Origin of the sequence: Streptomyces sp. NBC_01320, from assembly GCF_035974375.1 — a bacterium.
GTDB classification, from domain to species: Bacteria; Actinomycetota; Actinomycetes; order Streptomycetales; family Streptomycetaceae; genus Streptomyces; species Streptomyces yanii.
Window position 1 is genome coordinate 8,445,162 of sequence record NZ_CP108390.1, and the last position, 22,272, is coordinate 8,467,433.

Consider the following 22,272-nt stretch of genomic DNA (forward strand, 5'->3'; position numbering starts at 1 on the left):
TTGCGGGTTCAAGTCCCGTCCGGCCACGGCCGGTAGCTCAACTGGGTAGAGCATCAGTAATTCCGTCGCCGCCTCTTGACCTCGGGCACCGCACGCGCTGTTCCTCCTCCGAATGAATTCGGGGGAATTCATCATGACCCGCTTCAACACCCGTACCACCAGGCCCCGTGTCGCCTCGCCCGTGCAGTCCACCGGGCGCACCGCGCCCACCCATCAGGGCGGCCGCGGATATCTTCGCGACAACCGTTCCGAGCTCTTTCTGCTCGCGGTCGCCAATTTCGTTTCGCAGGAGACCTTTTACGAGAACGCAGAGCAGCGCGACAGCCGTTTCACGGAGCTGGTGCGTATCCTCGCCGTCGGCGACCCCGAGTGGACCGCCGGTCTGCTGGGGTGGCTGCGCCGCGAGGGCGGGATGCGGACCGCGTCGATCGTCGGCGCCGCCGAGTACGTGAAGGCGCGGCTCGACGCGGGTGCCGAGGACGGACCGTCCAACCGGCAGGTCGTCGACTCCGTCCTGCTGCGCGCCGACGAGCCCGGTGAGCTGCTCGGGTACTGGACCTCGCGGTACGGCCGCGCCGTGCCGAAGCCCGTCAAGCGCGGGATCGCCGATGCAGTACGCCGCCTCTACCACGCGACATCGCTGCTCAAGTACGACACCGCGTCCAAGGGCTACCGCTTCGGTGACATCCTGAACCTGGTGCACGCCGTGCCCGACCCGGAAAGGGCAGGGCAGGGCGAGCTGTTCCGGTACGCGCTCGATCGCAGGCACCACCCGGAGGCGGCGGTTCCGCCCGCCTCGAACCGCATCCTCACCGCCCACCGGGCGCTGATGGAGCTGCCGGTCGAGGAGCGGCGGGCCGCCGTGACCGCACCCGGCGGGGCCGATCGACTGGCCGCGGCTGGCATGACGTGGGAGGCCCTCGCGGGCTGGCTGCAGGGGCCGATGGACGCCGCGGCCTGGGAGGCGGTCATCCCGTCGATGGGGGCGATGGCGCTCGTCCGCAACCTGCGGAACTTCGACGAGGCCGGTGTCTCGGACGAGGTCGCCGCCCAGGTGGCGGCGAAGATCTCCGACCCGGCCGTGGTCGCCGCGGCGCGGCAGTTCCCGTTCCGCTATCTCGCGGCGTACCGGCACGCTCCGTCGCTGCGCTGGGCGTACCCGCTGGAGCAGGCGCTCGGCCACTCGCTGGCGCGTGTCCCCGCCCTGCGCGGGCGGACGCTGATCCTGGTCGACCGCTCGGGCTCGATGTGGTCGCCTCTCTCGGACCGCTCCCAGCTCAACCGGGCCGACGCCGCCGCGATCTTCGGTGCGGCGCTGGCGCTGCGGGCCGACGAGGCCGATCTGGTGCAGTTCGGCACGAACAGTGCATCAGTTGCGTACCGGAAGGGTGAGTCCGTCCTGAAGGTCCTGGAGCGCTTCGGTGACCTCGGCGGCACCAACACCGCGGAGGCGGTGCGTCGGCACTTCCGCAAGCACGACCGGGTACTGATCGTCACCGACGAGCAGGCGTCGTTCTCGTACGCCGCGGATGCCACCGTGGCCGTGCCGTCCGACGTGCCCGTCTACACCTGGAATCTGGCCGGATACCGGGTCGGTCACGTCCCGTCGGGAAGCGCGAACCGCCACACCTTCGGAGGTCTTTCGGACGCGGCATTCCGCATGGTGCCCCTGCTCGAAGCGGGTAGGGACGCCGACTGGCCCTGGAATCGCTGATTACGAATCCGGCATCAGTGCGCCCCCAGGAGTGGTCGGGCATGGCGTCGGGCGTTCCCAGGGCGCATACTCAAGGTAATGAAACAGTCAGCCGGATCCCGGCGTTACCTGCCTTCCAGTCCCTTCAACCGCCCGGCCCAGGCGGCCCCACCGGTCGAATTGTTCGATGTGGGCGACAGGGTGTCGCACGACCAGTTCGGACTCGGCCGAGTCCTTGCTGTCGAGGGCGACAACGACGCAGTGCTCATCGACTTCTCGGGGCGCCAGGGGAGGATTCTGAGCCCGTACTCCAAGCTGACCAAGCTCTGAGAGAGGCGGCGAGCACGCGCAGTGTCCGCGTCCCCGTACGCTCTCCGGCTTCAGGGGCACCTGCACCCGCAGGTGCCCCTGAAGGCGTGCCAGGGGCTTTCGCAGCCCTACAGCGCCTGGGCGGCGGGCTTGACCATGCCGCGGACGGTGCGTGACTTCACGAAGTCGCCGATCGCCGTCATTTCCCACTCGCCGGAGAACTGCTTGATCAGCTTCGCCATCATCACGCCGGTCTGCGGCTCGGCGCCGGTCAGGTCGAAGCGGACCAGCTCCTCACCGGTCGCCGCGTCGACCAGCCGGCAGTAGGCCTTGGCTACCTCGGTGAACTTCTGGCCGGTGAACGAATTGACCGTGAAGACCAGCCCGGTCGCCTCCGGGGGGATCCGGCCGAGGTCCACGACGATCACCTCGTCGTCGCCCGCGCCCTCGCCCGTGAGGTTGTCACCGGAGTGCTTGATCGCGCCGTTCAGGATGGAGAGCTTGCCGAAGTAGCAGCTGTCCAGGTGGTTCCGGTTGGGGCCGTAGGCGATCACCGAGGCATCGAGGTCGATGTCCTTGCCGCGGAACGCGGGCTCCCAGCCGAGCCCCATCTTGACCTGCGAGAGCAGCGGGCGGCCGCCCTTGACCAGGGACACCGTCTGGTTCTTCTGGAGGCTGACCCGGCCCTTGTCGAGGTTGATCTTGCCGGAGCCGGCGGGCGCCGGAGCGGCAGCGGGCGGCGCGGCCGGAACCGGAGGAGCGGCGATCCGCGGGTCCACGGGGGCGGCGGCGGGCACCGGGGGTGCGACCGGGGCGGGCGCGGCGGCCGGCTCCTCCTCGACCGAGACACCGAAGTCCGTGGCGATGCCGGCCAGCCCGTTCGCATAGCCCTGGCCGACCGCGCGGGCCTTCCAGGCGCCGTTGCGGAGATAGACCTCGATGACCACGAGCGCTGTCTCGGTGCCCAGCCGGGGCGGGGTGAAGGTGGCGAGGACGCTGCCGTCGTCCGCGTTGCGCACCGTGGCGGTGGGCTCGATGCCCTGGAAGGTCTGGCCCGCCGCGTCCGGGCTGGCCGTGACGACGATCTTCTCGATGCCGGGCGGCACCGCGGTGGTGTCCACCACGATCGCGTCCGGCGCCGTGCCGCCGCCCGAGCGGTAGGTCACGCCCGGGCCCGTGGGCTGGTTGTAGAAGATGAAGTCGTCGTCGGAACGCACCTTGCCGTCGACGGTGAGCAGCAGGCCCGAGACGTCGAGCCGCACCGGGGCGGCGACGTCCACCGCCACACGGGCGGCGGAGAGAGGGATGTTCGAGCCAGGTGTCATAGCGGTCATGCACGGGGTAACGAACGATGCGGCTTTGCCGTTCCCTTACCTTCTGCCGGGTTGGTCACGGGGGTGGCTGCGGGCCGTCCGCTCGTTGCCGTGCTTGTACGCGCCGGTCCAGCGGGCCATCACCAGCTGGGCGTCCCCGGACGCCACCTCGGCCAGGAACTTCTCCGCCCGGCTGCCGCGCAGGGTTCCCGCGGGGCGGCCGTGATGGGTGAGGGTGACGCTCGCGTCGGCGTGCCGCTCGTACTGGAATCCGGATGGTTTCGGCATGGATCCGCATCCTGCACGGTGCACGGGTGCGACGTCGCGCGAATATTCCGCCGCGCGTGGGTGAGCGCACCGCGTTCTGCGGACCGCGGCCGCGCAGAACGGACACGGAACCGGGCCGCCGTCTTCTGTTCTTCAGGGAGCCCGGTCCTTACCCCGCAGGCGCGGCCGGACCCTTTCGTTCCTCCGGTCGGGTCAGTACGGCCAGATCGGCGGGTCGGTGACGAAGTGTCCGCCGAGGTGGGCGTGGTCCGGGTTGTCCGGGTCGAGTTCGCCTTGTTCGGCGACGAGCTTCTCCGCGTACTGCTCCGAGTCGTCCTGCGGTTCGTATCCCAGCGACCGGGCCGTCGTCAGGTCCCACCACAGGCGGGTGTTGTCGGAGGAGCCGTAGACGACGGTGTGGCCGACCTCCTCGGCGGTGAGTGCGGCGTGGAGGAGCCGGGCGCCGTCGCCGGGGCTCATCCAGACCGACAGCATCCGTACCGATGTCGGCTCCATGAAGCATGAGCCGATGCGTACGGACACGGTCTCCATGGCGTGCTTGTCCCAGTAGAGCTGGGCGAGGTCCTCGCCGAAGGACTTGGAGAGGCCGTAGAGGGTGTCGGGGCGGCGCGGTGTGTCGATCGGGATCAGCGGGTCGCCGGGGAGCGGGCGCGGGTGGTAGCCGATGGCGTGGTTGGAGGAGGCGAACACGATGCGTCGGACGCCTTCCTCGCGCGCCGCCTCGTAGAGGTTGTACGTCCCCTCGATGTTGGCCCGCAGGATCTTGTCGAAGGAGGATTCCAGCGAGATGCCCGCGAGGTGGATGATCGCGTCGACACCCCGCACGGCCTCCCGCAGCGCTTCCTCGTCGCCGAGGTCGGCCGTGATCGCGTCCGGCGCTCCCTCGATCGGGGCGACATCGAAGAGGCGGAGCTCGTAGCCGTACGCGGGCAGCAGTCCGCGCATCAGGGTGCCGAGGCCGCCGGCGGCGCCGGTGAGCAGGACGGTACGGGGAGCGGGCATGCGCGGATCTCCTCGGTGCATACGTGCGACACATCAAATGCATGGGCAGTATTCACATGCATGGACACGCTAGGAAGTGCGGTCGCATCGCGTCAAGTGTCCCGCACCTCGCGCGCGGTGGAGGAGGTGGGTGCAACCCCGGCTCTGCGGCGCGCGTTCCCGTCTTGACCTGCGCCGCGTGGCTGCCTTAGCGTGAGCGTGTTCATAAGTATGGACACCGATCAGAATTGTGCACGCCTGAACCTGCTCAGGGAGCGCCCGTGACCTCAGCCCCCCTTGCCGCCCGACTCACCCATGTCGCCGGGCCGCTCTTCTTCCCCGTCACCGCCTACGGACCGGATGGCGCCGTGGACCTCGACGCCTTCCGTGCCCATGTGCGCAGCGGCATCGACGCAGGTGCGGCTGCCGTCTTCGCCTGCTGCGGCACGGGCGAGTTCCATGCGCTGACGCCGGAGGAGTTCCGGCTCGTCGTCGCCGCGGCGGTCGAGGAGACCGCCGGGGAGGTGCCCGTCGTCGCCGGCGCCGGATACGGCACGGCCCTCGCGATCCAGTACGCGAAGCTCGCCGAGGAGGCGGGCGCGGACGGACTCCTCGCCATGCCCCCGTATCTGGTCCTCGCCGACCAGGAGGGGCTGCTCGGCCACTACGCGGCGCTGGCCGCCGCCACCGGTCTGGAGACGATCGTCTACCAGCGCGACAACGCCGTCTTCACCCCGGAGACCGTCGTCGCCCTGGCCCGGACGCCCGGCATCATCGGCCTCAAGGACGGCTACGGCGACCTCGACCTGATGCAGCGCATCGTCAGCGCCGTCCGTACCGAACTGCCCGGCCAGGACTTCCTGTACTTCAACGGGCTGCCCACCGCCGAACTCACCGGCCTCGCCTACCGCGGCATCGGCGTCACGCTCTACTCCTCCGCCGTCTTCGCCTTCGCGCCCGACATCGCCCTCGCCTTCTACCGGGCGCTGGAATCCGGCGACGACGAGCCGGTCAACGCGCTGCTCGACCACTTCTACCGGCCGCTCGTCGAACTGCGCGCCAAGGGCCGCGGCTATGCCGTCTCACTGGTGAAGGCTGCCGTCCGGCTGGAGGGTCTGGCGGTCGGCGACGTCCGCAGCCCGCTCACGGAGCCGCCTGCCGCCCACGTCGAGGAGCTGGCCGCGATCATCGAGCGCGGCCGCGCCCTGCTGGAGAAGTACGGGCAGGAAGAGGCTGCGTCCGGGGAGCGCGGGTGAGGGCCTCCGCCTTTCTCTACCCCTGGGACGTCGTCGGGGACCCGGACGCGGCAGCCCGCGTCGCCGACCTCGGCGTCCAGCAGGTGACGCTCGCCGCCGCCTACCACTCCACCCGGGCACTGACCCCGCGTCATCCCGGTCGCCGGATCGTCAGCGCCGAGCACGCCGCGGTGCTGTACCCGCCGGACCCCGGGCGGTGGGCGGGGCGCGAGCTGCACCCCTACGCGCAGTCCTGGGTGGCCTCGGACGACGCGTACGCCGAGGCCGCGCAGGCGCTGACGGACGCCGGTGTGGAGGTGCACAGCTGGGTGGTTCTCGCACACAACTCCCGGCTGGGCGCGGAACATCCGGACACCTCGGTGGTCAACGCGTACGGTGACCGCTACCCCTGGGCGCCCTGCATCGCGCAGCCCGTGGTCCGCGCGTACCTCGTGGACCTGGCCGCGGAGGCGGCGGTGCGCGACGGCGCGCGCGGCACCGAACTGGAGTCCTGCGGCTGGTACGGCTTCGCGCATCTGCACGCCCACGACAAGATCGCGGGAGTCGGGCTCGGGGACGCGGCGCAGTACCTGATGTCACTCTGCTTCTGTCCCGACTGCCGGACCGGATACACCGAACACGGCTTGGACCCGGATGAGTTGGGCGACGCCGTGCGTGCGGCCCTGGAGCCCGCCTGGGCTGGCGCCGGTTCCTCGGAGGCAGGCTGGTCAGGGGTCGAGAAGCTCCTCGGCGCCGATCTCGCCGCCGCCACTCTCCAGTGGCGCGGCCGGGTCGCCCGTACGCTCCAGGAGTCCGCGGTCGCCGCGGTGCGTGCGGCGGCCGGAGCGGGCTTCCAGGTGTTGCTGCACGCCGACCCCGCCCCGTACCGCTCCGGTGCGAACGTCGGTGTCGACCCGCAGCACATCATGGGCGTGGCGGACGGTGTGGTGCTGCCCTGCACGGGTGGTGACGCCCAGCGCGAGACGTATCTCGGCCCGTTCGCCGGACGTCAGGGAGTGGTGGCCGCCAACTTCACCGTGGTCACCGGCATGGGCGGCAGCCCCGCCACGCTGGAGCGTGACGCCGACCACGCGGCCTCGCTCGGCGCGAACCAACTACGCCTGTACCACGCCGGGTTGGCATCCGGCCCGGACATCGAGGCCGTCGCCGAGGGGCTTTCACGCCTCGGTCGATGACGGACGCGGACCGGTGGGGGTGCCCGTCAGCGGCCCCCGCCGGTCCGTGACCAGCAGGACCGCCGTCAGCAGGCCCGCCGCACCGATGAGTGGTAGCAGCACCCGGATGTCCAGCACGGCGACCAGCCCCGCGCCGAGCGCCAGTGCCACCGCGTTCGGCACCATGATCAGTGAGTTGGCGGTCGCGCTCGTGCGGCCCAGGACCGCGTCCGGCGTCTCCCGCTGCACCGCCGTCATCGCGGCGATCAGTACACACGGCAGCCCCGCCCCGATCGCGGCGCTCGCGACCAGCGCCACCGCGTCGTACGGCAGCGCCCGCACCCCCACCGCCAGCGCGAACAGGGCGATCCCGGCCGCGGTGAACACCCGCTCCGGCAGGCGCCGCAGCAGTGGGCCGGCCAGCAGTCCGACCGCGATCGACCCGCCGCCCTGCACCGCGTACAGCACCCCCGCGTACGTGGGGGAGTGCCCGAGCCCGTCGTCGACGACCGCGTAGAGCGCGGCCCCGTTGAGCCCGGCGCACAGCATCGTCACCGCACCGGCAAGCACCAGCGGCCGCAGCACCGTTGACCCCCACACCTGCCGGATTCCCGCTGCCAGTTCGCCCCGCCGGTCCGTGCGGGCGGGCCGGGCCGGCTCCCGTACCCGCAGCAGTGCGTAGACCCCGGCGGCCAGGGCGAACGACGCCGCGTCGAGGAGCGCCACCGCGCCGCCGCCGAACCGCGCGTACAGCCCGGCGCCGGTCAGTGGTGCGAGGAGCTTCATGCCCTCGTTCGCGATCATCCGGAACCCGTTGAAGTCGCCGAGCAGCCGGGGATCGACGGTGTGTGCGACGAGCGCCGACTCGGCCGAATCCATCAGTACACCGCTCACCCCGTACAGCACGAGCACCGCGAAGAGGATCCAGATCCGCCCCGCCGAATCGATCGCGAGCAGCGAGGTGAGCAGCACTGCCATGGCGAGATTCGCCCCGATCAGCAAGGGTTTGCGGGGCACCCGGTCGGCGACCGCGCCGAGTGCGGGACCGGTCAGCACGGGAAGCCACATGGCGAACACGGCGAGCGCCGCCAGACTGTCCGACCCGGTGAGGGACTTGACCCAGATCCCGCCGGTGAGCCACATCGCGGACGTCCCGAAGCCGGAGACCACCACCGCCGTCAGATACAGCCCGGCGTTGCGGTCCCGCAGCACCTTTCCTGCCGCCGTCCCTGTCATCGCGCCCCCCGTACCTCGTTGACCTGCGGTTCCGTCAGGAATTCATGCTGGCGACCAAGGGCGGGCCGGGGCATCGGGCAGATGCCCTACACCGAGGTCGCCGGAAGTTCTTCTGCCAGAAGCGTTGACGAAACATTCGGCCCGCCTCTAACTTCATCGCGTCGTACTTCGTACGTCATATATGAGACGCGATACGTGAGATGCGAGAGCCCTTCACCCATGACCTTTGCGCCCACCCCGATTCCGTCCCGCACCCAGTACGTGCTGGAGGCGATCAAGCACGCGATCCTCACGGCGCGGCTGAGACCAGGGCAGGCGCTCGTCGAGACCGAACTCGCCGCACAGTTCGGGGTCTCCAAGACCCCGGTGCGCGAGGCGCTGAAAACCCTCGCCGGTACCGGGCTCGTCGTCATGAGCCAGTACAAGGGCGTCACCGTGCGGCTGGTCGACGCGGAGATGGCCCGCGAGGTGTACGACGTACGGCTGCTCCTCGAGCCGGAGGCGCTGCGCCGCTCCATCACGCGCAGGGCCTCGCTCGACGCGGCGCAGGAAGCCCTGGAGCGGGCCGACTCGGCCGGTGACAAGGCCGACCGGTCGCTCGCCAACCGCGACTTCCACCGGGCGTTGTACCTGCCCTGCGGCAACCCGCTGCTGGCCCGGATGCTCGACGAGGTCCGCGACCAGGCGGCGCTCGTGTCGACCGTCGCCTGGGCGACGATCCCGTCCTGGGAGCGGGAGGCGGCCGAGCACCGGGAGATCCTGCGGCTCGCGCTCGCCGACGACGCGGACGCCGCGGCCGGGGCCCTGCGCGATCACATCGCGTCGTTCGTCAGCCGTGCCTTCCCCGCCGGAGCGCAGACCGAGGGGGACGGGGCGTGAACCACCAGCACACCGACGAAAGGCCTGTCCGCATGGACCTCACACCGCTGAAGGCGGCCCTCGCAGATGTCGTGGCGATCCCGGTGACCCCGTTCGCCGCGGACGGAACCATCGACACGGCCGCCCACCGCGCCCTGCTGCGGCGGCTCCTCGACGGCGGTGTACGCATTCTCACCCCGAACGGCAACACCGGGGAGTTCTATGCGCTCACCCCCGAGGAGCGGCGCACCGTCACCGAGCTGACCATCGACGAGGTGGGCGGCCGCGCCACGATCCTGGTCGGGGTCGGGCACGACGTGCCGACCGCCGTGGCCGCGGCCGAGCACGCCCGCGACGCCGGTGCCGAAATGATGATGGTCCATCAGCCCGTCCATCCGTACGTCTCGCAGGAGGGCTGGGTCGACTACCACCGGGCGATCGCCGAAGCCGTCCCCGGGCTCGGCGTCGTCCCGTACATCCGCAACCCGCAGCTCGGCGGGGAGGCACTCGCCGGGCTCGCCGACAGCTGCCCCAACGTCATCGGTGTGAAGTACGCGGTCCCGGACGTCACACGGTTCGCCGCCTTCGCCCGGGACGCGGGACTGGACCGGTTCGTCTGGATCGCCGGTCTCGCCGAGCTGTACGCGCCGGCCTACTTCTCCGCCGGCGCCACCGGCTTCACCTCCGGACTCGTCAATGTCGCCCCCGGGGTCTCGCTCGCCATGCTGGAGGCGCTGCGGGCCGGCGACCACGCGGCGGCGATGAAGGTCTGGGAGCAGATCCGCCGCTTCGAGGAGCTGCGCGCCGACCGCCAGTCCGCCAACAACGTGACGGTCGTCAAGGAGGCCCTGGCCTCGCTCGGACTCTGCCGCCGCGGTGTCCGCCCGCCCAGCCGGGAGCTGCCGCAGGCGCAGCGCGCCGAGGTCGCCGACGAGGTCGCCGGGTGGTCGATATGACGGGCGAGGACGGAAGGATCGGCTCCGAGGAGCTGCGCAGCCACCAGTGGTACGGGACGGACGGGCTGCGTTCGTTCAGTCACCGGGCCCGCACCCGGCAGCTCGGCTACCTTCCCGACGAGCATCTCGGCAAGCCGGTCATCGCGATCCTCAACACCTGGTCCGACATCAACCCCTGCCATGTCCATCTGCGCGACCGCGCGCAGGCGGTCAAGCGAGGCGTCTGGCAGGCGGGCGGATTCCCGCTCGAATTCCCGGTCTCCACCCTCTCGGAGACGTTCCAGAAGCCGACCCCGATGCTCTACCGCAACATGCTCGCGATGGAGACGGAGGAACTGCTCCGCTCCTACCCGGTCGACGGCGCCGTGCTGATGGGCGGCTGCGACAAGTCGACGCCCGCGCTGCTGATGGGCGCCGCATCCGTCGACCTGCCGACCGTCTTCGTGCCGGCCGGACCGATGCTGCCCGGGCACTGGCGCAACGAGGTCCTCGGCTCCGGCACCGACATGTGGAAGTACTGGGACGACAAGCGGGCCGGGCTCATCGGCGACTGCGAGATGGGTGAGCTGGAGAACGGACTCGCGCGTTCGCCCGGCCACTGCATGACGATGGGTACGGCGTCCACCCTGACGGCCGCCGCCGAAGCGCTCGGTGTCACGGTGCCGGGAGCCTCGTCGATCCCGGCGGTGGACTCCGGGCACGACCGGATGGCGGCGCAGTCCGGGCTCCGGATCGTCGAACTGGTGTGGCGGCAGCGGAAGCTGTCGTCGATCCTCACCGCGGAGGCGTACGACGACGCGGTCGCCACCGTCCTCGCGCTCGGCGGCTCCACCAACGCCGTCATCCATCTGATCGCCATGGCGGGACGCTCGGGAGTGAAGCTCACCCTCGACGACTTCGACCGGATCGCCCGCACAGTCCCCGTCCTCGCCAACCTCCGCCCCGGCGGGAAGTATCTGATGGAGGACTTCCACTTCGCCGGCGGACTGCCCGGATTCCTGGCCCGGCTGACCGACGTACTCCACCTGGACCGGCCGACGGTCTCGTACGACACGCTCCGCGAGCAGCTCGACGGGGCGCTCGTGCACAACTCCGATGTCATCCGGGAGCGGGACAACCCCCTCGCCGAGGAGGGCGGCGTGGCGGTGCTGCGCGGCAACCTCTGCCCGGACGGCGCGGTCATCAAGCACATCGCCGCCGAACCGGAACTGCTGCGGCACACCGGACCCGCGGTCGTCTTCGACGACTACAAGGAGATGCAGCGCACCATCAACGACCCGGCGCTCGCCCTCACTCCGGACCATGTCCTGGTGCTCCGCAACGCCGGACCCAAGGGCGGCCCCGGGATGCCCGAGTACGGCATGCTGCCGATCCCCGACTATCTGCTGAAGCAGGGTGTTCGGGACATGGTGCGGATCTCCGACGCCCGGATGAGCGGCACCAGTTACGGGGCGTGCGTGCTGCACATCGCCCCCGAGTCGTACGTCGGCGGTCCGCTCGCGCTCGTCCGCACCGGTGACCTGATCACCCTGGACGTCGAGGCGCGGCTGCTCCATCTCGATGTGCCGGACGAGGAGCTGGAGCGCCGGCGGGCCGCCTGGTCGCCGCCGGCCACCCGGTACGAGCGCGGTTACGGCGCGCTCTACCACGACCAGATCACCCAGGCCGACACCGGCTGCGACTTCGCCTTCCTGGCCCGGCAGGGAGAAGTGCCCGACCCGTACGCGGGCTGACCGCCCCACCGAGAATTCCGGCGCACCACCTGTTCGGTATACCGAACATCATGCGGTAAGCGCTTGCGCACTCCACGCACCACCGTCACCCGCACCACCACCCGCACTTCCCTCAGAACGGAGACGTGTCATGGCCCAAGCCACCGCCGTGGCCACACCGCCCAAGGTGCCCCGGCGCCGCTCCGCGAACCCGCGCCGACTGCCCTATCTGCTCATCGCCCCCGCGGGGCTGCTGATGCTGGGCTTCATCGCCTACCCGGTGGTCAGCGTCTTCTACTACAGCCTGCAGAACTACAACGTCACCAAGCCGTGGCGGAACGGCTTCGCCGGCTTCGACAACTTCACCCGGATCTTCACCGACGACGAGCAGTTCTGGACGACGCTCGGCTTCAGCGCCCAGTGGGTCGTCACCCAGGTCGCGCTCCAGCTCACGCTCGGCCTCGCGCTGGCCCTGATCGTCAACCAGACCTTCATCGGCCGGGGCATCTCCCGCGCCATGGTCTTCTCCCCGTGGGCCGTCTCCGGCGTGCTGACCAGCACCATCTGGATCCTGCTCTACAACTCCTCGACCGGCTTCAGCCGTTACCTCGCGGACGCCGGGATCGGCGACTACGGCACCTCCGTGCTCTCCGACACCGGCACCGTCTTCTGGGCCGCGACCGTCGCCGAACTCTGGCGCGGGGTCCCCTTCTTCGCCATCCTCATCCTCGCCGACCTGCAGTCCGTCTCCAAGGAGCTGTACGAGGCGGCAGCGGTCGACGGCGCCGGACGGATGCGTCAGTTCTTCCACATCACCCTGCCGCACCTGCGGGACGCGATCATCCTCTCCACGCTGCTGCGCGGCGTCTGGGAGTTCAACAACGTCGACCTGCTCTACACCCTCACCGGCGGCGGACCGGCCGGCGAGACCACCACCCTGCCGCTCTACGTCGCCAACACCGGCATCGAGGGCCACGACTTCGGCTACGCCTCCGCGCTCACCACCGTCGCCTTCGTGATCCTCCTCTTCTGCTCGATCGTCTACCTGCGCCTGAGCAAGTTCGGAGGCGACCACAAGTGACTGCCGCACTCGCCGAGAAGCACACCGACACCGTCGCGGAGCCCGCACGGGACACCCCGCCGCCCACCGTGCGCCGCCGCAGGCGTGAGCGCGCCTTCGACGACGTACCGCGCTGGCAGATCTACGTGCCGCTGGGCATCTATCTGCTCTTCACCCTCATCCCGTTCTACTGGATGTTCCTCTTCGCCGTACGGCCCACCGGATCCACCTCGCTCATGCCGTGGCCGATGACGGGGGAGCACTTCTCGAAGGTCTGGAACGAGCGCAGCTTCGCCGTCTTCTTCCAGAACAGCATGATCGTCGGCGTCTGCACGCTGATCGCCACCACGCTCGTCGCCCTCGCCGGCGGATACGCCCTGGCCCGGTTCGACTTCCGGATCAAGAACGGCTTCATGCTGGCGCTGCTCTGCTCCCAGTTCATCCCGGGCGCCCTGATGCTCGTACCGCTCTTCGAGATCTTCAAGAACCTCCAGATGATCAACTCCCTGGGGAGCGTCGTCATCGCCGAGACGGTCTTCCAGCTGCCGCTCTCCATCATCCTGATCAGCGGTTTCATCAAGAACGTCCCGGCCACGCTGGAAGAGGCGGCCTGGGTGGACGGCTGCTCGCGCTTCCGGGCCTTCTGCGCGGTGGTGCTGCCGCTGCTGCGGCCCGGACTGATCGCCGTCGGCTCCTTCGCCTTCGTGCACAGCTGGAACCACTTCCTGTTCGCCCTGATGTTCCTCAGCGAGCAGGACAAGCAGACGATCCCGGTCGGCCTGAACACTCTCATCGGCGCGGACAGCGTCGACCTGGGGGCGCTTGCCGCGGGTGGCGTGATCGCCGCGGTCCCCGTGGTGATCGTCTTCGCCTTCATCCAGAAGTGGCTGATCACCGGTTTCAGTGCCGGTGCCGTGAAGGGCTGACAGCCGTTCCGCAGCGCGCTGCCGCCACCCCCGTCCTGCCCGGTCGAGGAGACCCCCCGATGACCACAACTCCCTCAACACCGCCTACACGCGAGCGACTCGTACGGCATTGCGTGGCCGCTGTCGCGCCGCTCGCAGGCTGGAGGGCCGGATGAGCACGACCCCGACGCCCGTCCCGCTCGTCCTCGCCGGCGCCCGCGGTCACGGACGCTGGCATCTCGCCAACATCCGCCGCCTGCAGCACAAAGGCCTCGTCCGTCTCGTCGGCATCTGCGAACTGAATCCGCTGACCGAGGACGAACTCGCCCCCTTCGCCGGTGAACTTCCCGTCCAGTCGTCCGACTTCGGGGAGCTCCTCGACTCCACCGGCGCCCGCGCCGCCGTCATCTGCACCCCGATCCAGACCCACACCGAACTGGCCCTGGCCGCCGCCGCCCGCTCCGTCCACCTCCTGCTGGAGAAGCCGCCCGCCGCGACGTACGCCGACTTCGAGCGGATGCTCACCGGTGTGCGGTCGGCCGGCATCGCCTGCCAGGTCGGCTTCCAGTCCTTCGGCTCGCACGCCGTCCCCGCCATCCGCGAAGTCGTGGGCTCCGGCGCCCTCGGCACGGTGCTGGGCATCGGCGCCGCGGGTGCCTGGGTCCGCGACGACGCCTACTACCGGCGGGCCCCCTGGGCGGGGCGGCGCAGGATCGGCACGGTCGACGTCGTCGACGGCGTCCTCACCAACCCCCTCGCGCACGCCGTCGCCACCGCACTCGAACTCGCCGGTGCGGGGACCGCCGACGACGTGGCGGTCATCGAAACCGAGCTGTTCCGCGCCCACGACATCGAGGCCGACGACACGTCATCCGTCCGCATCACCACCACCGGCGGGCTGCCGGTCACCGCGTCCGTCACCCTCTGCGCCGAACAGGCCGGGGAACCGTACGTCATCGTCCACGGCGACCGCGGCCGGATCACCTTCTGGTACAAGCAGGACCGGGTCCTCGTCCAGCGCGCCGGACACGGCCCCGAGGAGGCCGTGCACGGGCGGACCGACCTCCTGGAGAACCTCGTCGAACACCTCGCGGGCCGCGCCGAACTCCTGGTGCCCCCGCACCGCACCGGGGCCTTCATGCGGGTCGTCGAAGCCGTACGGACCGCCCCGGAGCCCGTAGCGCTGCCCCCCGGCGCCTGGCACACCGAGCCGGCGACCGTCTCCACCGGAGCGCGCCGGGTGGTCCGCGGCATCGACGCCCTGGTCGCGGCGGGCGCCGACACCCTCATGCTCTTCTCCGAACTCGGCGTCCCCTGGGCGCTCCCCACCGAGGTGAGTTCATCGTGACCCCCACATCCGCACTCCTGAGCTGCGCCGGACGCCCCGTCGGCCGGTACACCTATCTCCCCTCGCCCGAGGGCCGCCCCTACTTCCACCCGGTCACCACCCTCGCGGGCGTCCCGGTCACCGAGGAGCACCCCGCCGACCACCTCCACCACCTGGGCACCTCCGTCGCCGTCCCGGACGTCGCCGGGCACAACTTCTGGGGCGGCCGCACCTTCGTCCGCGACCAGGGTCCCACCGCGCTCGACAACCACGGGGTCCAGCGCCACCTCGGCTGGAAGCTCCGCGACCCGGACGGCTTCGTCGAGGAGCTCAGCTGGGAGGCGGACCACACCGAGCTGCTGCGCGAGCACCGCACCGTCGCCGCAGCCGAACTCTCCGATACCGCCTGGGTGCTGGACTTCTCCTTCTCGCTCACCAACCGCGGCACCGACGACCTCTCCATCGGCAGCCCCGCCACCAACGGCCGCCCCGGCGCCGGATACGGCGGCTTCTTCTGGCGCGCCCCGAAGGAACCCGCCGCGCCCGCCGTGTTCAGCGGATTCGGCGACGGCGAGGAAGCGGTCCACGGGCGGGTCGCCGACTGGGTGGCCATGACGGGCGACGGCTGGACCCTCGTCTTCGCCGGAGCGACCGACGAGACCCGGCGTGACCCGTGGTTCGTCCGGGCCACCCAGTACCCGGGTGTCGGCTCCTCCCTCGCCGCCGCCGAGCGGCTGCCGGTCCCGGCCGGTGCCACCGTGGTGCGCCGCGTCGTCACCGTCATCGCCGACGGCCGGCTCGACCGGGCGACGGCGGCCGCGTACGTCCGCCGGGCGGTGACCGCGTGAACCGCCCCTGGACCGCCGACCTCGGCGACGGCACCTATCGCAACCCCGTCCTGAACGCCGACTGGTCCGACCCCGACGTCGTCCGGGTCGGCGACGACTACTACCTCACCGCGTCCAGCTTCGGCCGGGTCCCCGGACTGCCGCTGCTGCACTCCCGCGACCTGGTCAACTGGACGCTCGTCGGCCACGCACTCGACCGCCTCGAACCCGCCGCCGACTTCGCCGTGCCACGCCACGACTGCGGTGTGTGGGCGCCCTCCCTCCGGCACCACGCCGGCCGGTTCTGGATCTTCTGGGGCGACCCGGACCACGGCATCCAGCAGATCAACGCCGAGTCCGTCCGCGGCCCGTGGAGCGCCCCGCATCTCGTCAAGGCGGGAAAGGGACTGATCGACGCCTGCCCGCTGTGGGACGAGGAGACCGGCGAGGCCTATCTCGTGCACGCCTGGGCGAAGTCCCGCTCCGGCATCAAGAACCGCATCACCGGCCACCGGATGAGCCCCGACGGACGCGAACTCCTGGACGAGGGCAAGACCCTGATCGACGCGGACCGGATCCCGGGCTGGTTCACCCTCGAAGGCCCCAAGCTCTACCGGCACGACGGCGAGTTCTGGATCTTCGCCCCGGCCGGTGGTGTGACGACCGGGTGGCAGGGGGCCTTCCGGTCACGGGACTTCTTCGGACCGTACGAGGAACGTGTCGTCCTCGCCCAGGGCCGCACCTCGGTCAACGGGCCGCACCAGGGCGGCTGGGTTCGAACCACGGCAGGGCACGACTGGTTCCTGCACTTCCAGGAGCGCGGGGCGTACGGGCGAGTCGTCCATCTTCAGCCGATGCGGTGGGACGGAGGGGGCACCTCCCGCTCGAGCGGAGCCGAGAGTGGGGGAGGCTGGCCGGTCCTCGGCGACCACGGCGAACCCGTCTCCGTCCACCCCAAACCCGTCGCCCCCGAGCAGCCCGCCGAAGCCCCCGCGTCCAGCGACGGCTTCCCCGGCGGGCGGTACGGCAGGCAGTGGCAGTGGACGGCGAACCACCGTCCCGGCTGGACGGTCGAGCACGCCGGGGACGGGCTGCGGCTCAGCTGCGTACGGACGGCGTACGCGCACGATCTGCGCGTCCTGCCCAACGTCCTGGTCCAGCGGCTGCCCGCCGAGACCTTCACCGCCGAGGTCGGGATCACCCTCGGAAGCCAGGAGACGGGGGCCAAGGCGGGGCTCGCCGTGCTCGGTGACGCGTTCAGCTGGATCGGTCTCGAACGCGCCGAGGACGGTGGGATACGGCTCGTGCACCGGTACGCCGAGAGCGTGGCCGAACACGAACGGGACGCCGAACACAGCCGCCCGGCACCCGAAGGACGCGCCCGGCTCCGCATCGAGGTCACTGCGGGCGCCCGCTGCCACTTCTTTGCCGACACCGGCGACGGGGCCGGGTTCCGGTCCTCGGGCCGGCCCTTCGCCGCGGCCCCGTGGCGCTGGGTCGGCGCACTGCTCGGACTCTTCGCCACCGCACCGGCCGGGACGGGACCCGCCGGGACGGCCGACTTCACCGACTTCCGCACCACGGCCTGACCCGCACCCCCGACCGACCAGAGACGTCCGCCGCAGACGCCGCCCACCACCAGGTGTCCGACCACCTCGGCGGCGAGGACGGCTGGGCCCCGCAGGGTGCCCACCACTGAACCCCCACGCATGCGCAGCACCGACAGAAACCAGAGAGAAGAGCCGACATGAACATCTCCACGACGCAGCGGGGGCGTGCCGCAGCAGCCGTGTCCCTCGCGGCGGTGCTCGCCCTGACCGCCACCGCCTGCGGTGACGACGGCAGCAGCAGCTCCGGCGACGAAGGCAGCGGCAAGGGCAAGATCGTCTTCTGGGACAACAACGGCGGTGTCCGCACCGACATCTGGAAGGAGATCATCGCCGACTTCGAGAAGAAGTACCCGGAGATCGACGTCCAGTACGTCGGGGTGGCCGCCCCCGAGGCCCAGTCCAAGTACGACAACGCCATCCAGGGCGGCGGCCTGCCGGACGTCGGCGGCGTCGGCGCGGCGATGCTCGCCGGGATCGCCGCCCAGAACGCGCTGGAGCCGCTGGAGGACCGGGCCGCCAAGTCCTCCCTCGACGGCAAGCTGAACAAGAGCATGGTCGAGTCGGTCAAGGCGGCCGGCGGCTCCGACGAGCACATGTACAACGTCCCGATCTCCGCCAACAACGGCGTCCTGTACTACCGCACCGACCTGTTCAAGAAGGCGAACCTGGCCGAGCCGACCACCTGGGACACGTTCTACGCGGCGGCCGACAAGCTCACCGCGGCCAAGAAGAACGAGTTCGGCTACACCATCCGCGGCGGCGCCGGATCCATCGCGCAGGCGATGGACGCGATGTACGGGCAGTCCGGCATCACGTCCTTCTGGGACCCGAGCGGTGAAAAGACCACGCTCAACGACCCGAAGAACGTCCAGGCGCTGGAGAAGTACGTGGGCCTCTTCAAGAAGGTCACCCCGTCCGCCGACCTCAACAACGACTTCATCAAGATGGTCGCCCAGTGGGACTCCGGCACCATCGGCATGCTGAACCACAACCTGGGCTCCTACCAGGACCACGTGAAGGCGCTGAGCACCGACAAGTTCCGCGGCATTCCGCAGCCCACCGGCCCCGGCGGCAAGCGGGTGCAGGTCTCCAACCCGGTCGACGGCCTCGGCCTGTTCAAGAGCTCCAAGAACAAGGAGGCCGCCTGGAAGTTCATCGAGTTCGCCGCTTCCCACGAGGCGAACTCGAAGTTCAACGAGACGGCGGGCCTCATCCCCGCCAACACGGAGGCCGCCCAGGACGCCTGGATGTCCAAGGCGGAGCCGACCAAGCTCGCGGCCCAGGCCCTCACCGACGGCTCCACCAGCATCGTCCAGCTCCCGTACTACCTGCCGGACTGGAACACCATCAGCAAGGCCGACAACGAGCCCGAGTTCCAGAAGGTGCTCCTCGGCAAGACCACCGCGAAGGCCTTCCTGGACAAGATGGCCGACGAGCTGAACAAGGCCCAGGCGGAGTGGAAGGACCAGAACAAGAGCTGACACGGACGTCCGTCACGTCACGGCCGACACCCCGGTGACCGGGGACCGGCGGCGGTCCGGGTCGCGCCCCGCCGCCGGTCCCTCGCGACGACCCCGCCGCGATGCGGGAACTCGCCGCCGAGGAGCACGTACGCCTGCTCGACCTGCAGGCCCTCACCCTCGCCCGCCGGCAGCAGCTCGGTCCGGACGGGACCCGGCAGTACGACAACCACTTCGTCGCCACCGAGGGCACGGATCCCCTCGGTGCGGAGTGATCACATGGTCGCGGCAAGCGGTTACTATGCCGCCGTCGTGTCCATCGCACCACACCCGTCCGAGGGGATCCCGCGTTGCGTCACCCACTGCTTCCCGCCCTGTTCTGCACCGGGCTCGTCGCCGCCACCAGCCTGCTCACCGGCACGGCCGCGACCGCCGCCGCTCCCGTTCCGTCCGCCGGCCCCACCTCCTCCGCCGCCGAGGCGACCCCGTCGGCCACCGACGTGCGCGAACGGCTGGACCGGATACCGGGACTCACCGTCGTCTCGCAGACCACCAAGGAGGGATTCCCCTACTACACCCTCACGCTCACCCAGCCGATCGACCACCAGCACCCTGAGCGCGGCACGTTCGAGCAGCGCCTCACGCTCTGGCACAAGTCCGAGACCGCGCCGATGGTCCTCTACACCGGCGGCTACTCGCTCTCCAGCTCCACCCGCGAGATCACCACGCTCCTCGGCGCCAACCAGGTCAGTATCGAGCACCGCTACTTCAGCCGGTCCCGCCCCGCGACGGTCGACTGGAACGACCTGAACGTCCAGCAGGAGGCGAGTGACGAACATGCCGTCGTCCAGGCCCTCAAGACGATCTACGGGGCCAAGTGGCTGGGCACGGGCGCGTCGAAGGGCGGGATGACTCAGGTCTACCACGAGCGCTTCTACCCGGACGACCTGGACGCCGTCGTCGCGTACGTCGCACCGAACGACGCCGCCAACAACGACGACAGCGGCTACGAGAAGTTCTTCCAGACCGTCGGCACCCCCGAATGCCGGGCAGCCCTGAACGCCGTGCAGCGCGAGATGCTGGTCCGGCGGGATCGGATGCTGCCCCGCTTCGAGGCCACCGCCGAGGAGCAGGGCCTGACCTTCCAGTACCTCGGATCGGCCGACCGGGCCTACGAGTTCTCCGTACTGGACCAGGTGTGGAACTTCTGGCAGAGCGGTACGTACGCCGACTGCCCGGCCATCCCCGACGCGAGGACCGCCACCGATGACGAGCTTTACACCTGGTCGCTGGGGCACGGGCTGAGCCCGTACGCCGACCAGGGCAACGGCGCCGAGGGCAGCGGACCGTACTACCGGCAGGCCGCCGCCCAACTGGGCTGGGCCGACCTCAAGTTCAAGCATCTGGCCGACGTCCGCCACTACCCCGGCATCTACCAGCCCAACTCGGTGCTGCCCGCGGACATGCGGGTCGGGTACGACGGGCGCACCATCAAGGACGTCGACCGCTGGGTCGCCACCCGCGGCGAGCGGATGATGTTCGTCTACGGACAGAACGACCCGTGGAGCGCCGAGCGGTTCGAGCCGAGCAAGCACGACTCCATGCTCTTCGAGGCACCGAACAGCAACCACGGCGCCCTGATCTCCAAGCTGAAGCCCGCGGACCGGGCCGCGGCGGAGGCGACCGTGAAGCGGTGGGCTGGCCAGTGACGACCCACCCACCGGGGATGATCGGTGACCCCGGTCAGTCGTAGGTGATGTCCGAGGCGGTGTAGCGGCAGTACGTGCCGTCGGGGCCGCTGCCCGTCTCGGTCGGCTGGTCCGCGCTCTGACCTCCGGTGCCGGGATCTACGCTGCCGTAGAAGCGCTTCAACCCGACGACGGGCCGAAGTCGTCGCGTACAGAGGTCGGTTGACCCGTCGTACGGACCGCGCGCGCCGTGACGTCGTCGCCCCGGGTGTCCCGGTCGCCCTCCGCGTGGTTGTACTGCCCGGCGAACGTGTGCGTGCCGACCGGCACCGTCCGGCCCGGTTTCAGCGTCCAGCGGTAGACGAGGAAATCGCCCTTCTCCTGTGCGGAGGCGACGAAGTCCTGCTCCGGCAGGGAGCGCCAGGAACCGGTCGTGTTCACCCCGCCGGTGAGCGCGATCCGCAGCTCGACGGTGAGGCCGGAGAGCGGCTGCCGCGTCTGCAGCGTCACATTGCTCTGGGCCCAGTACCTGTTGCTGTGCGGGTCGACGGCGCCGTCGACCCGGAGCGGCCCGTCCTCGGTGGGCAGTGCGCCGCCCCCAGTTGGCGGTTTCGACGCCGGAGCGGGCGAGGCGGGCGGGCCCGCCACCTGCTTTCCGCGCGGGTCCCCGCTGCCCGCCGACGTGACCGCGTAGGCCCCTGCGGCCAGTACCGCGCAGACCGCCGCCGTCGCCCCGGCGACCCGCAGCCACGGCATCGCCCCGCGCGGCGCCCGCGGCGTACGGGCGGACGGCGTGTCCGTCATTCCGCGCTCGATCCGGGCCAGCATCCGCTCCCGGTCGGGGCGGTGCGCCTCGGCAGCCGTACGCAGCCGCTCACGCAGCTCGTCGTCCATCAGTGTCTTCCTCCGCTGCGCTGCGCCGCGACGGCCACCTGTACCTGCGCGGCGGGCGTATCGGGACCGAGCAGCCGCCGCAGCTCCGCGACGGCGCGCGAGGTCTGGCTCTTCACCGTGCCCACGGATATCCCGAGCACCGTCGAGGTGTCCCGCTCCGACAGGTCGAAGGCGTGCCGCAGCACCACGCACGCCCGCTTGCGGAACGGCAGCCTGCGCAGCGCCCCCTGGACATCGACGACCACCGACACATCGGGATCGTCGACCGCGTACCCGTCCCCGGCCCCGCGCGGCGCCCAGAACAGGGCGATCCTGCGCCGCTCGCGCACCGCGCTGCGGATCCGGGTACGGGCGAGGTTGGCGACGACGCCGCGCGCGTACGCGACGGGATGGTCGGCGTTCCTCACCCGGTCCCAGCGGTGCCAGAGGGCCAGCAGAGCATCGGCAGCCAGATCGTCCGCGGCGTCGGCCTCGCCGGTGAGCAGATGGGCCAGCCGGGCGAGTTCGGCGTAATGGGCCTCGAAGAACTCATGGAACTCGGCGGCAGCGGCATCGTCGACGACTGTGCCCACAGGTACCTCTCCCTGCACTCGAATCCCTGTGACGCGCCTGGTCCGACTGTGTACGGTTCCCGTTCCCACCCGCGGAATGCGGGCGGGGCGAGAGCGTATCAGCGCATCCCGGAAGCGCTTCGACACGGGTGCGCGATCCACGTAAGGCGTAACACGGCGAGAACCTGAGGACC

The 22,272-nt window shown here is 70.5% G+C and carries 22 protein-coding genes; 15 read left to right on the plus strand and 7 right to left on the minus strand.

Annotated elements, in window-relative coordinates; translation table 11 throughout:
- Positions 1–133: 133 nt before the first annotated feature.
- The gene (locus OG395_RS38405) at positions 134–1,714 is read left to right on the plus strand and encodes a TROVE domain-containing protein (RefSeq protein WP_327247038.1); all 1,581 of its coding nucleotides are present in this window, start codon (positions 134–136) and stop codon (positions 1,712–1,714) included.
- Between the two features lie 78 nt (positions 1,715–1,792).
- Positions 1,793–2,023: a hypothetical protein gene (locus OG395_RS38410; protein ID WP_037691698.1), complete on the plus strand. Its 231-nt coding sequence runs from the start codon at positions 1,793–1,795 to the stop codon at positions 2,021–2,023.
- A 107-nt stretch (positions 2,024–2,130) separates the two neighbouring features.
- Here OG395_RS38410 and OG395_RS38415 read toward each other — a convergent pair whose 3' ends face one another.
- The 3 genes from OG395_RS38415 to OG395_RS38425 all read right to left on the minus strand — a co-directional run bounded on the left by OG395_RS38415 (position 2,131) and on the right by OG395_RS38425 (position 4,605).
- Positions 2,131–3,336 carry a TerD family protein gene (locus OG395_RS38415; RefSeq protein ID WP_327247039.1) on the minus strand — a complete coding sequence of 402 codons (1,206 nt, stop codon included), beginning with the start codon at positions 3,334–3,336 and terminating at the stop codon, positions 2,131–2,133.
- A 36-nt stretch (positions 3,337–3,372) separates the two neighbouring features.
- The gene (locus OG395_RS38420; RefSeq protein ID WP_327247040.1) at positions 3,373–3,603 is read right to left on the minus strand and encodes a hypothetical protein; all 231 of its coding nucleotides are present in this window, start codon (positions 3,601–3,603) and stop codon (positions 3,373–3,375) included.
- 192 nt (positions 3,604–3,795) lie between these two features.
- Positions 3,796–4,605, minus strand: a complete 810-nt coding sequence (locus OG395_RS38425; protein WP_327247041.1) for an NAD-dependent epimerase/dehydratase family protein — start codon at positions 4,603–4,605, stop codon at positions 3,796–3,798.
- 260 nt (positions 4,606–4,865) lie between these two features.
- Between OG395_RS38425 and OG395_RS38430 the strand changes: the two genes are divergently transcribed.
- Positions 4,866–5,840: a 5-dehydro-4-deoxyglucarate dehydratase gene (locus tag OG395_RS38430; protein ID WP_327247042.1), complete on the plus strand. Its 975-nt coding sequence runs from the start codon at positions 4,866–4,868 to the stop codon at positions 5,838–5,840.
- Positions 5,837–7,015, plus strand: coding sequence for a hypothetical protein (locus OG395_RS38435; protein ID WP_327247043.1), 1,179 nt, complete (start codon positions 5,837–5,839; stop codon positions 7,013–7,015). Before OG395_RS38430 ends, OG395_RS38435 begins: the two co-directional genes overlap by 4 nt.
- Here the strand turns inward: OG395_RS38435 and OG395_RS38440 are convergent.
- A complete protein-coding gene (locus OG395_RS38440; RefSeq protein ID WP_327247044.1) occupies positions 6,998–8,230 on the minus strand; it encodes an MFS transporter in 1,233 nt (410 codons plus the stop codon). The two genes, OG395_RS38435 and OG395_RS38440, sit on opposite strands and share 18 nt — an antisense overlap.
- 219 nt (positions 8,231–8,449) lie before the next feature.
- On the opposite strand from OG395_RS38440, the gene OG395_RS38445 reads away from it, so the two are divergent.
- The 11 genes from OG395_RS38445 (at position 8,450) to OG395_RS38495 (ending at position 20,654) form a co-directional block, all read left to right on the plus strand.
- On the plus strand, positions 8,450–9,109 hold the full coding sequence (locus OG395_RS38445; RefSeq protein WP_327247045.1) for a GntR family transcriptional regulator: 660 nt from the start codon (positions 8,450–8,452) through the stop codon (positions 9,107–9,109).
- Between the two features lie 32 nt (positions 9,110–9,141).
- Positions 9,142–10,044 (plus strand): dihydrodipicolinate synthase family protein, encoded by a 903-nt coding sequence (locus OG395_RS38450; RefSeq protein ID WP_327249588.1) that lies wholly within the window; start codon positions 9,142–9,144, stop codon positions 10,042–10,044.
- Positions 10,041–11,777 carry an L-arabinonate dehydratase gene (gene araD, locus OG395_RS38455; RefSeq protein ID WP_327249589.1) on the plus strand — a complete coding sequence of 579 codons (1,737 nt, stop codon included), beginning with the start codon at positions 10,041–10,043 and terminating at the stop codon, positions 11,775–11,777. Before OG395_RS38450 ends, araD begins: the two co-directional genes overlap by 4 nt.
- A 130-nt stretch (positions 11,778–11,907) precedes the next feature.
- Complete coding sequence (locus tag OG395_RS38460; RefSeq protein WP_327247046.1) at positions 11,908–12,837, plus strand: carbohydrate ABC transporter permease; 930 nt, start codon at positions 11,908–11,910, stop codon at positions 12,835–12,837.
- A complete protein-coding gene (locus tag OG395_RS38465; RefSeq protein WP_327247047.1) occupies positions 12,834–13,742 on the plus strand; it encodes a carbohydrate ABC transporter permease in 909 nt (302 codons plus the stop codon). The genes OG395_RS38460 and OG395_RS38465 overlap by 4 nt, the downstream gene beginning before the upstream one ends.
- Positions 13,743–13,893: 151 nt before the next feature.
- A complete protein-coding gene (locus OG395_RS38470) occupies positions 13,894–15,069 on the plus strand; it encodes a Gfo/Idh/MocA family protein (RefSeq protein ID WP_327247048.1) in 1,176 nt (391 codons plus the stop codon).
- Positions 15,066–15,896 carry a PmoA family protein gene (locus tag OG395_RS38475; protein ID WP_442818641.1) on the plus strand — a complete coding sequence of 277 codons (831 nt, stop codon included), beginning with the start codon at positions 15,066–15,068 and terminating at the stop codon, positions 15,894–15,896. Before OG395_RS38470 ends, OG395_RS38475 begins: the two co-directional genes overlap by 4 nt.
- Entirely contained in the window at positions 15,893–17,464 is a 1,572-nt protein-coding gene (locus OG395_RS38480) for a glycoside hydrolase family 43 protein (RefSeq protein WP_327247049.1), read from the plus strand. Before OG395_RS38475 ends, OG395_RS38480 begins: the two co-directional genes overlap by 4 nt.
- A 158-nt stretch (positions 17,465–17,622) precedes the next feature.
- Positions 17,623–18,966 (plus strand): ABC transporter substrate-binding protein, encoded by a 1,344-nt coding sequence (locus OG395_RS38485; protein WP_327247050.1) that lies wholly within the window; start codon positions 17,623–17,625, stop codon positions 18,964–18,966.
- Positions 18,967–19,067: 101 nt separating this feature from the next.
- The gene (locus OG395_RS58520) at positions 19,068–19,220 is read left to right on the plus strand and encodes a hypothetical protein (protein WP_442818642.1); all 153 of its coding nucleotides are present in this window, start codon (positions 19,068–19,070) and stop codon (positions 19,218–19,220) included.
- A 75-nt stretch (positions 19,221–19,295) separates the two neighbouring features.
- Positions 19,296–20,654 (plus strand): S28 family serine protease, encoded by a 1,359-nt coding sequence (locus OG395_RS38495; RefSeq protein ID WP_327247051.1) that lies wholly within the window; start codon positions 19,296–19,298, stop codon positions 20,652–20,654.
- A gap of 34 nt (positions 20,655–20,688) precedes the next feature.
- On the opposite strand, the gene OG395_RS38500 is transcribed toward OG395_RS38495, so the two are convergent.
- The 3 genes from OG395_RS38500 to OG395_RS38510 are packed head-to-tail and all read right to left on the minus strand — an operon-like array spanning position 20,689 to position 22,099.
- Entirely contained in the window at positions 20,689–20,817 is a 129-nt protein-coding gene (locus OG395_RS38500; RefSeq protein WP_327247052.1) for a hypothetical protein, read from the minus strand.
- On the minus strand, positions 20,814–21,527 hold the full coding sequence (locus OG395_RS38505) for a hypothetical protein (protein ID WP_327247053.1): 714 nt from the start codon (positions 21,525–21,527) through the stop codon (positions 20,814–20,816). The genes OG395_RS38500 and OG395_RS38505 overlap by 4 nt, the downstream gene beginning before the upstream one ends.
- Positions 21,527–22,099, minus strand: a complete 573-nt coding sequence (locus OG395_RS38510; protein ID WP_327247054.1) for a SigE family RNA polymerase sigma factor — start codon at positions 22,097–22,099, stop codon at positions 21,527–21,529. The genes OG395_RS38505 and OG395_RS38510 overlap by 1 nt, the downstream gene beginning before the upstream one ends.
- Positions 22,100–22,272: the final 173 nt, after the last annotated feature.

Bases quoted from the DNA above. Each gene is read 5' to 3' on its own strand.
- OG395_RS38405 (WP_327247038.1), top strand. From the start codon at position 134: ATGACCCGCTTCAACACCCGTACCACCAGGCCCCGTGTCGCCTCGCCC.
- OG395_RS38410 (WP_037691698.1), top strand. From the start codon at position 1,793: ATGAAACAGTCAGCCGGATCCCGGCGTTACCTGCCTTCCAGTCCCTTC.
- OG395_RS38415 (WP_327247039.1), bottom strand. From the start codon at position 3,336: ATGACCGCTATGACACCTGGCTCGAACATCCCTCTCTCCGCCGCCCGT.
- OG395_RS38420 (WP_327247040.1), bottom strand. From the start codon at position 3,603: ATGCCGAAACCATCCGGATTCCAGTACGAGCGGCACGCCGACGCGAGC.
- OG395_RS38425 (WP_327247041.1), bottom strand. From the start codon at position 4,605: ATGCCCGCTCCCCGTACCGTCCTGCTCACCGGCGCCGCCGGCGGCCTC.
- OG395_RS38440 (WP_327247044.1), bottom strand. From the start codon at position 8,230: ATGACAGGGACGGCGGCAGGAAAGGTGCTGCGGGACCGCAACGCCGGG.
- OG395_RS38445 (WP_327247045.1), top strand. From the start codon at position 8,450: ATGACCTTTGCGCCCACCCCGATTCCGTCCCGCACCCAGTACGTGCTG.
- OG395_RS38450 (WP_327249588.1), top strand. From the start codon at position 9,142: ATGGACCTCACACCGCTGAAGGCGGCCCTCGCAGATGTCGTGGCGATC.
- araD (WP_327249589.1), top strand. From the start codon at position 10,041: ATGACGGGCGAGGACGGAAGGATCGGCTCCGAGGAGCTGCGCAGCCAC.
- OG395_RS38460 (WP_327247046.1), top strand. From the start codon at position 11,908: ATGGCCCAAGCCACCGCCGTGGCCACACCGCCCAAGGTGCCCCGGCGC.
- OG395_RS38470 (WP_327247048.1), top strand. From the start codon at position 13,894: ATGAGCACGACCCCGACGCCCGTCCCGCTCGTCCTCGCCGGCGCCCGC.
- OG395_RS38485 (WP_327247050.1), top strand. From the start codon at position 17,623: ATGAACATCTCCACGACGCAGCGGGGGCGTGCCGCAGCAGCCGTGTCC.
- OG395_RS58520 (WP_442818642.1), top strand. From the start codon at position 19,068: ATGCGGGAACTCGCCGCCGAGGAGCACGTACGCCTGCTCGACCTGCAG.
- OG395_RS38505 (WP_327247053.1), bottom strand. From the start codon at position 21,527: ATGGACGACGAGCTGCGTGAGCGGCTGCGTACGGCTGCCGAGGCGCAC.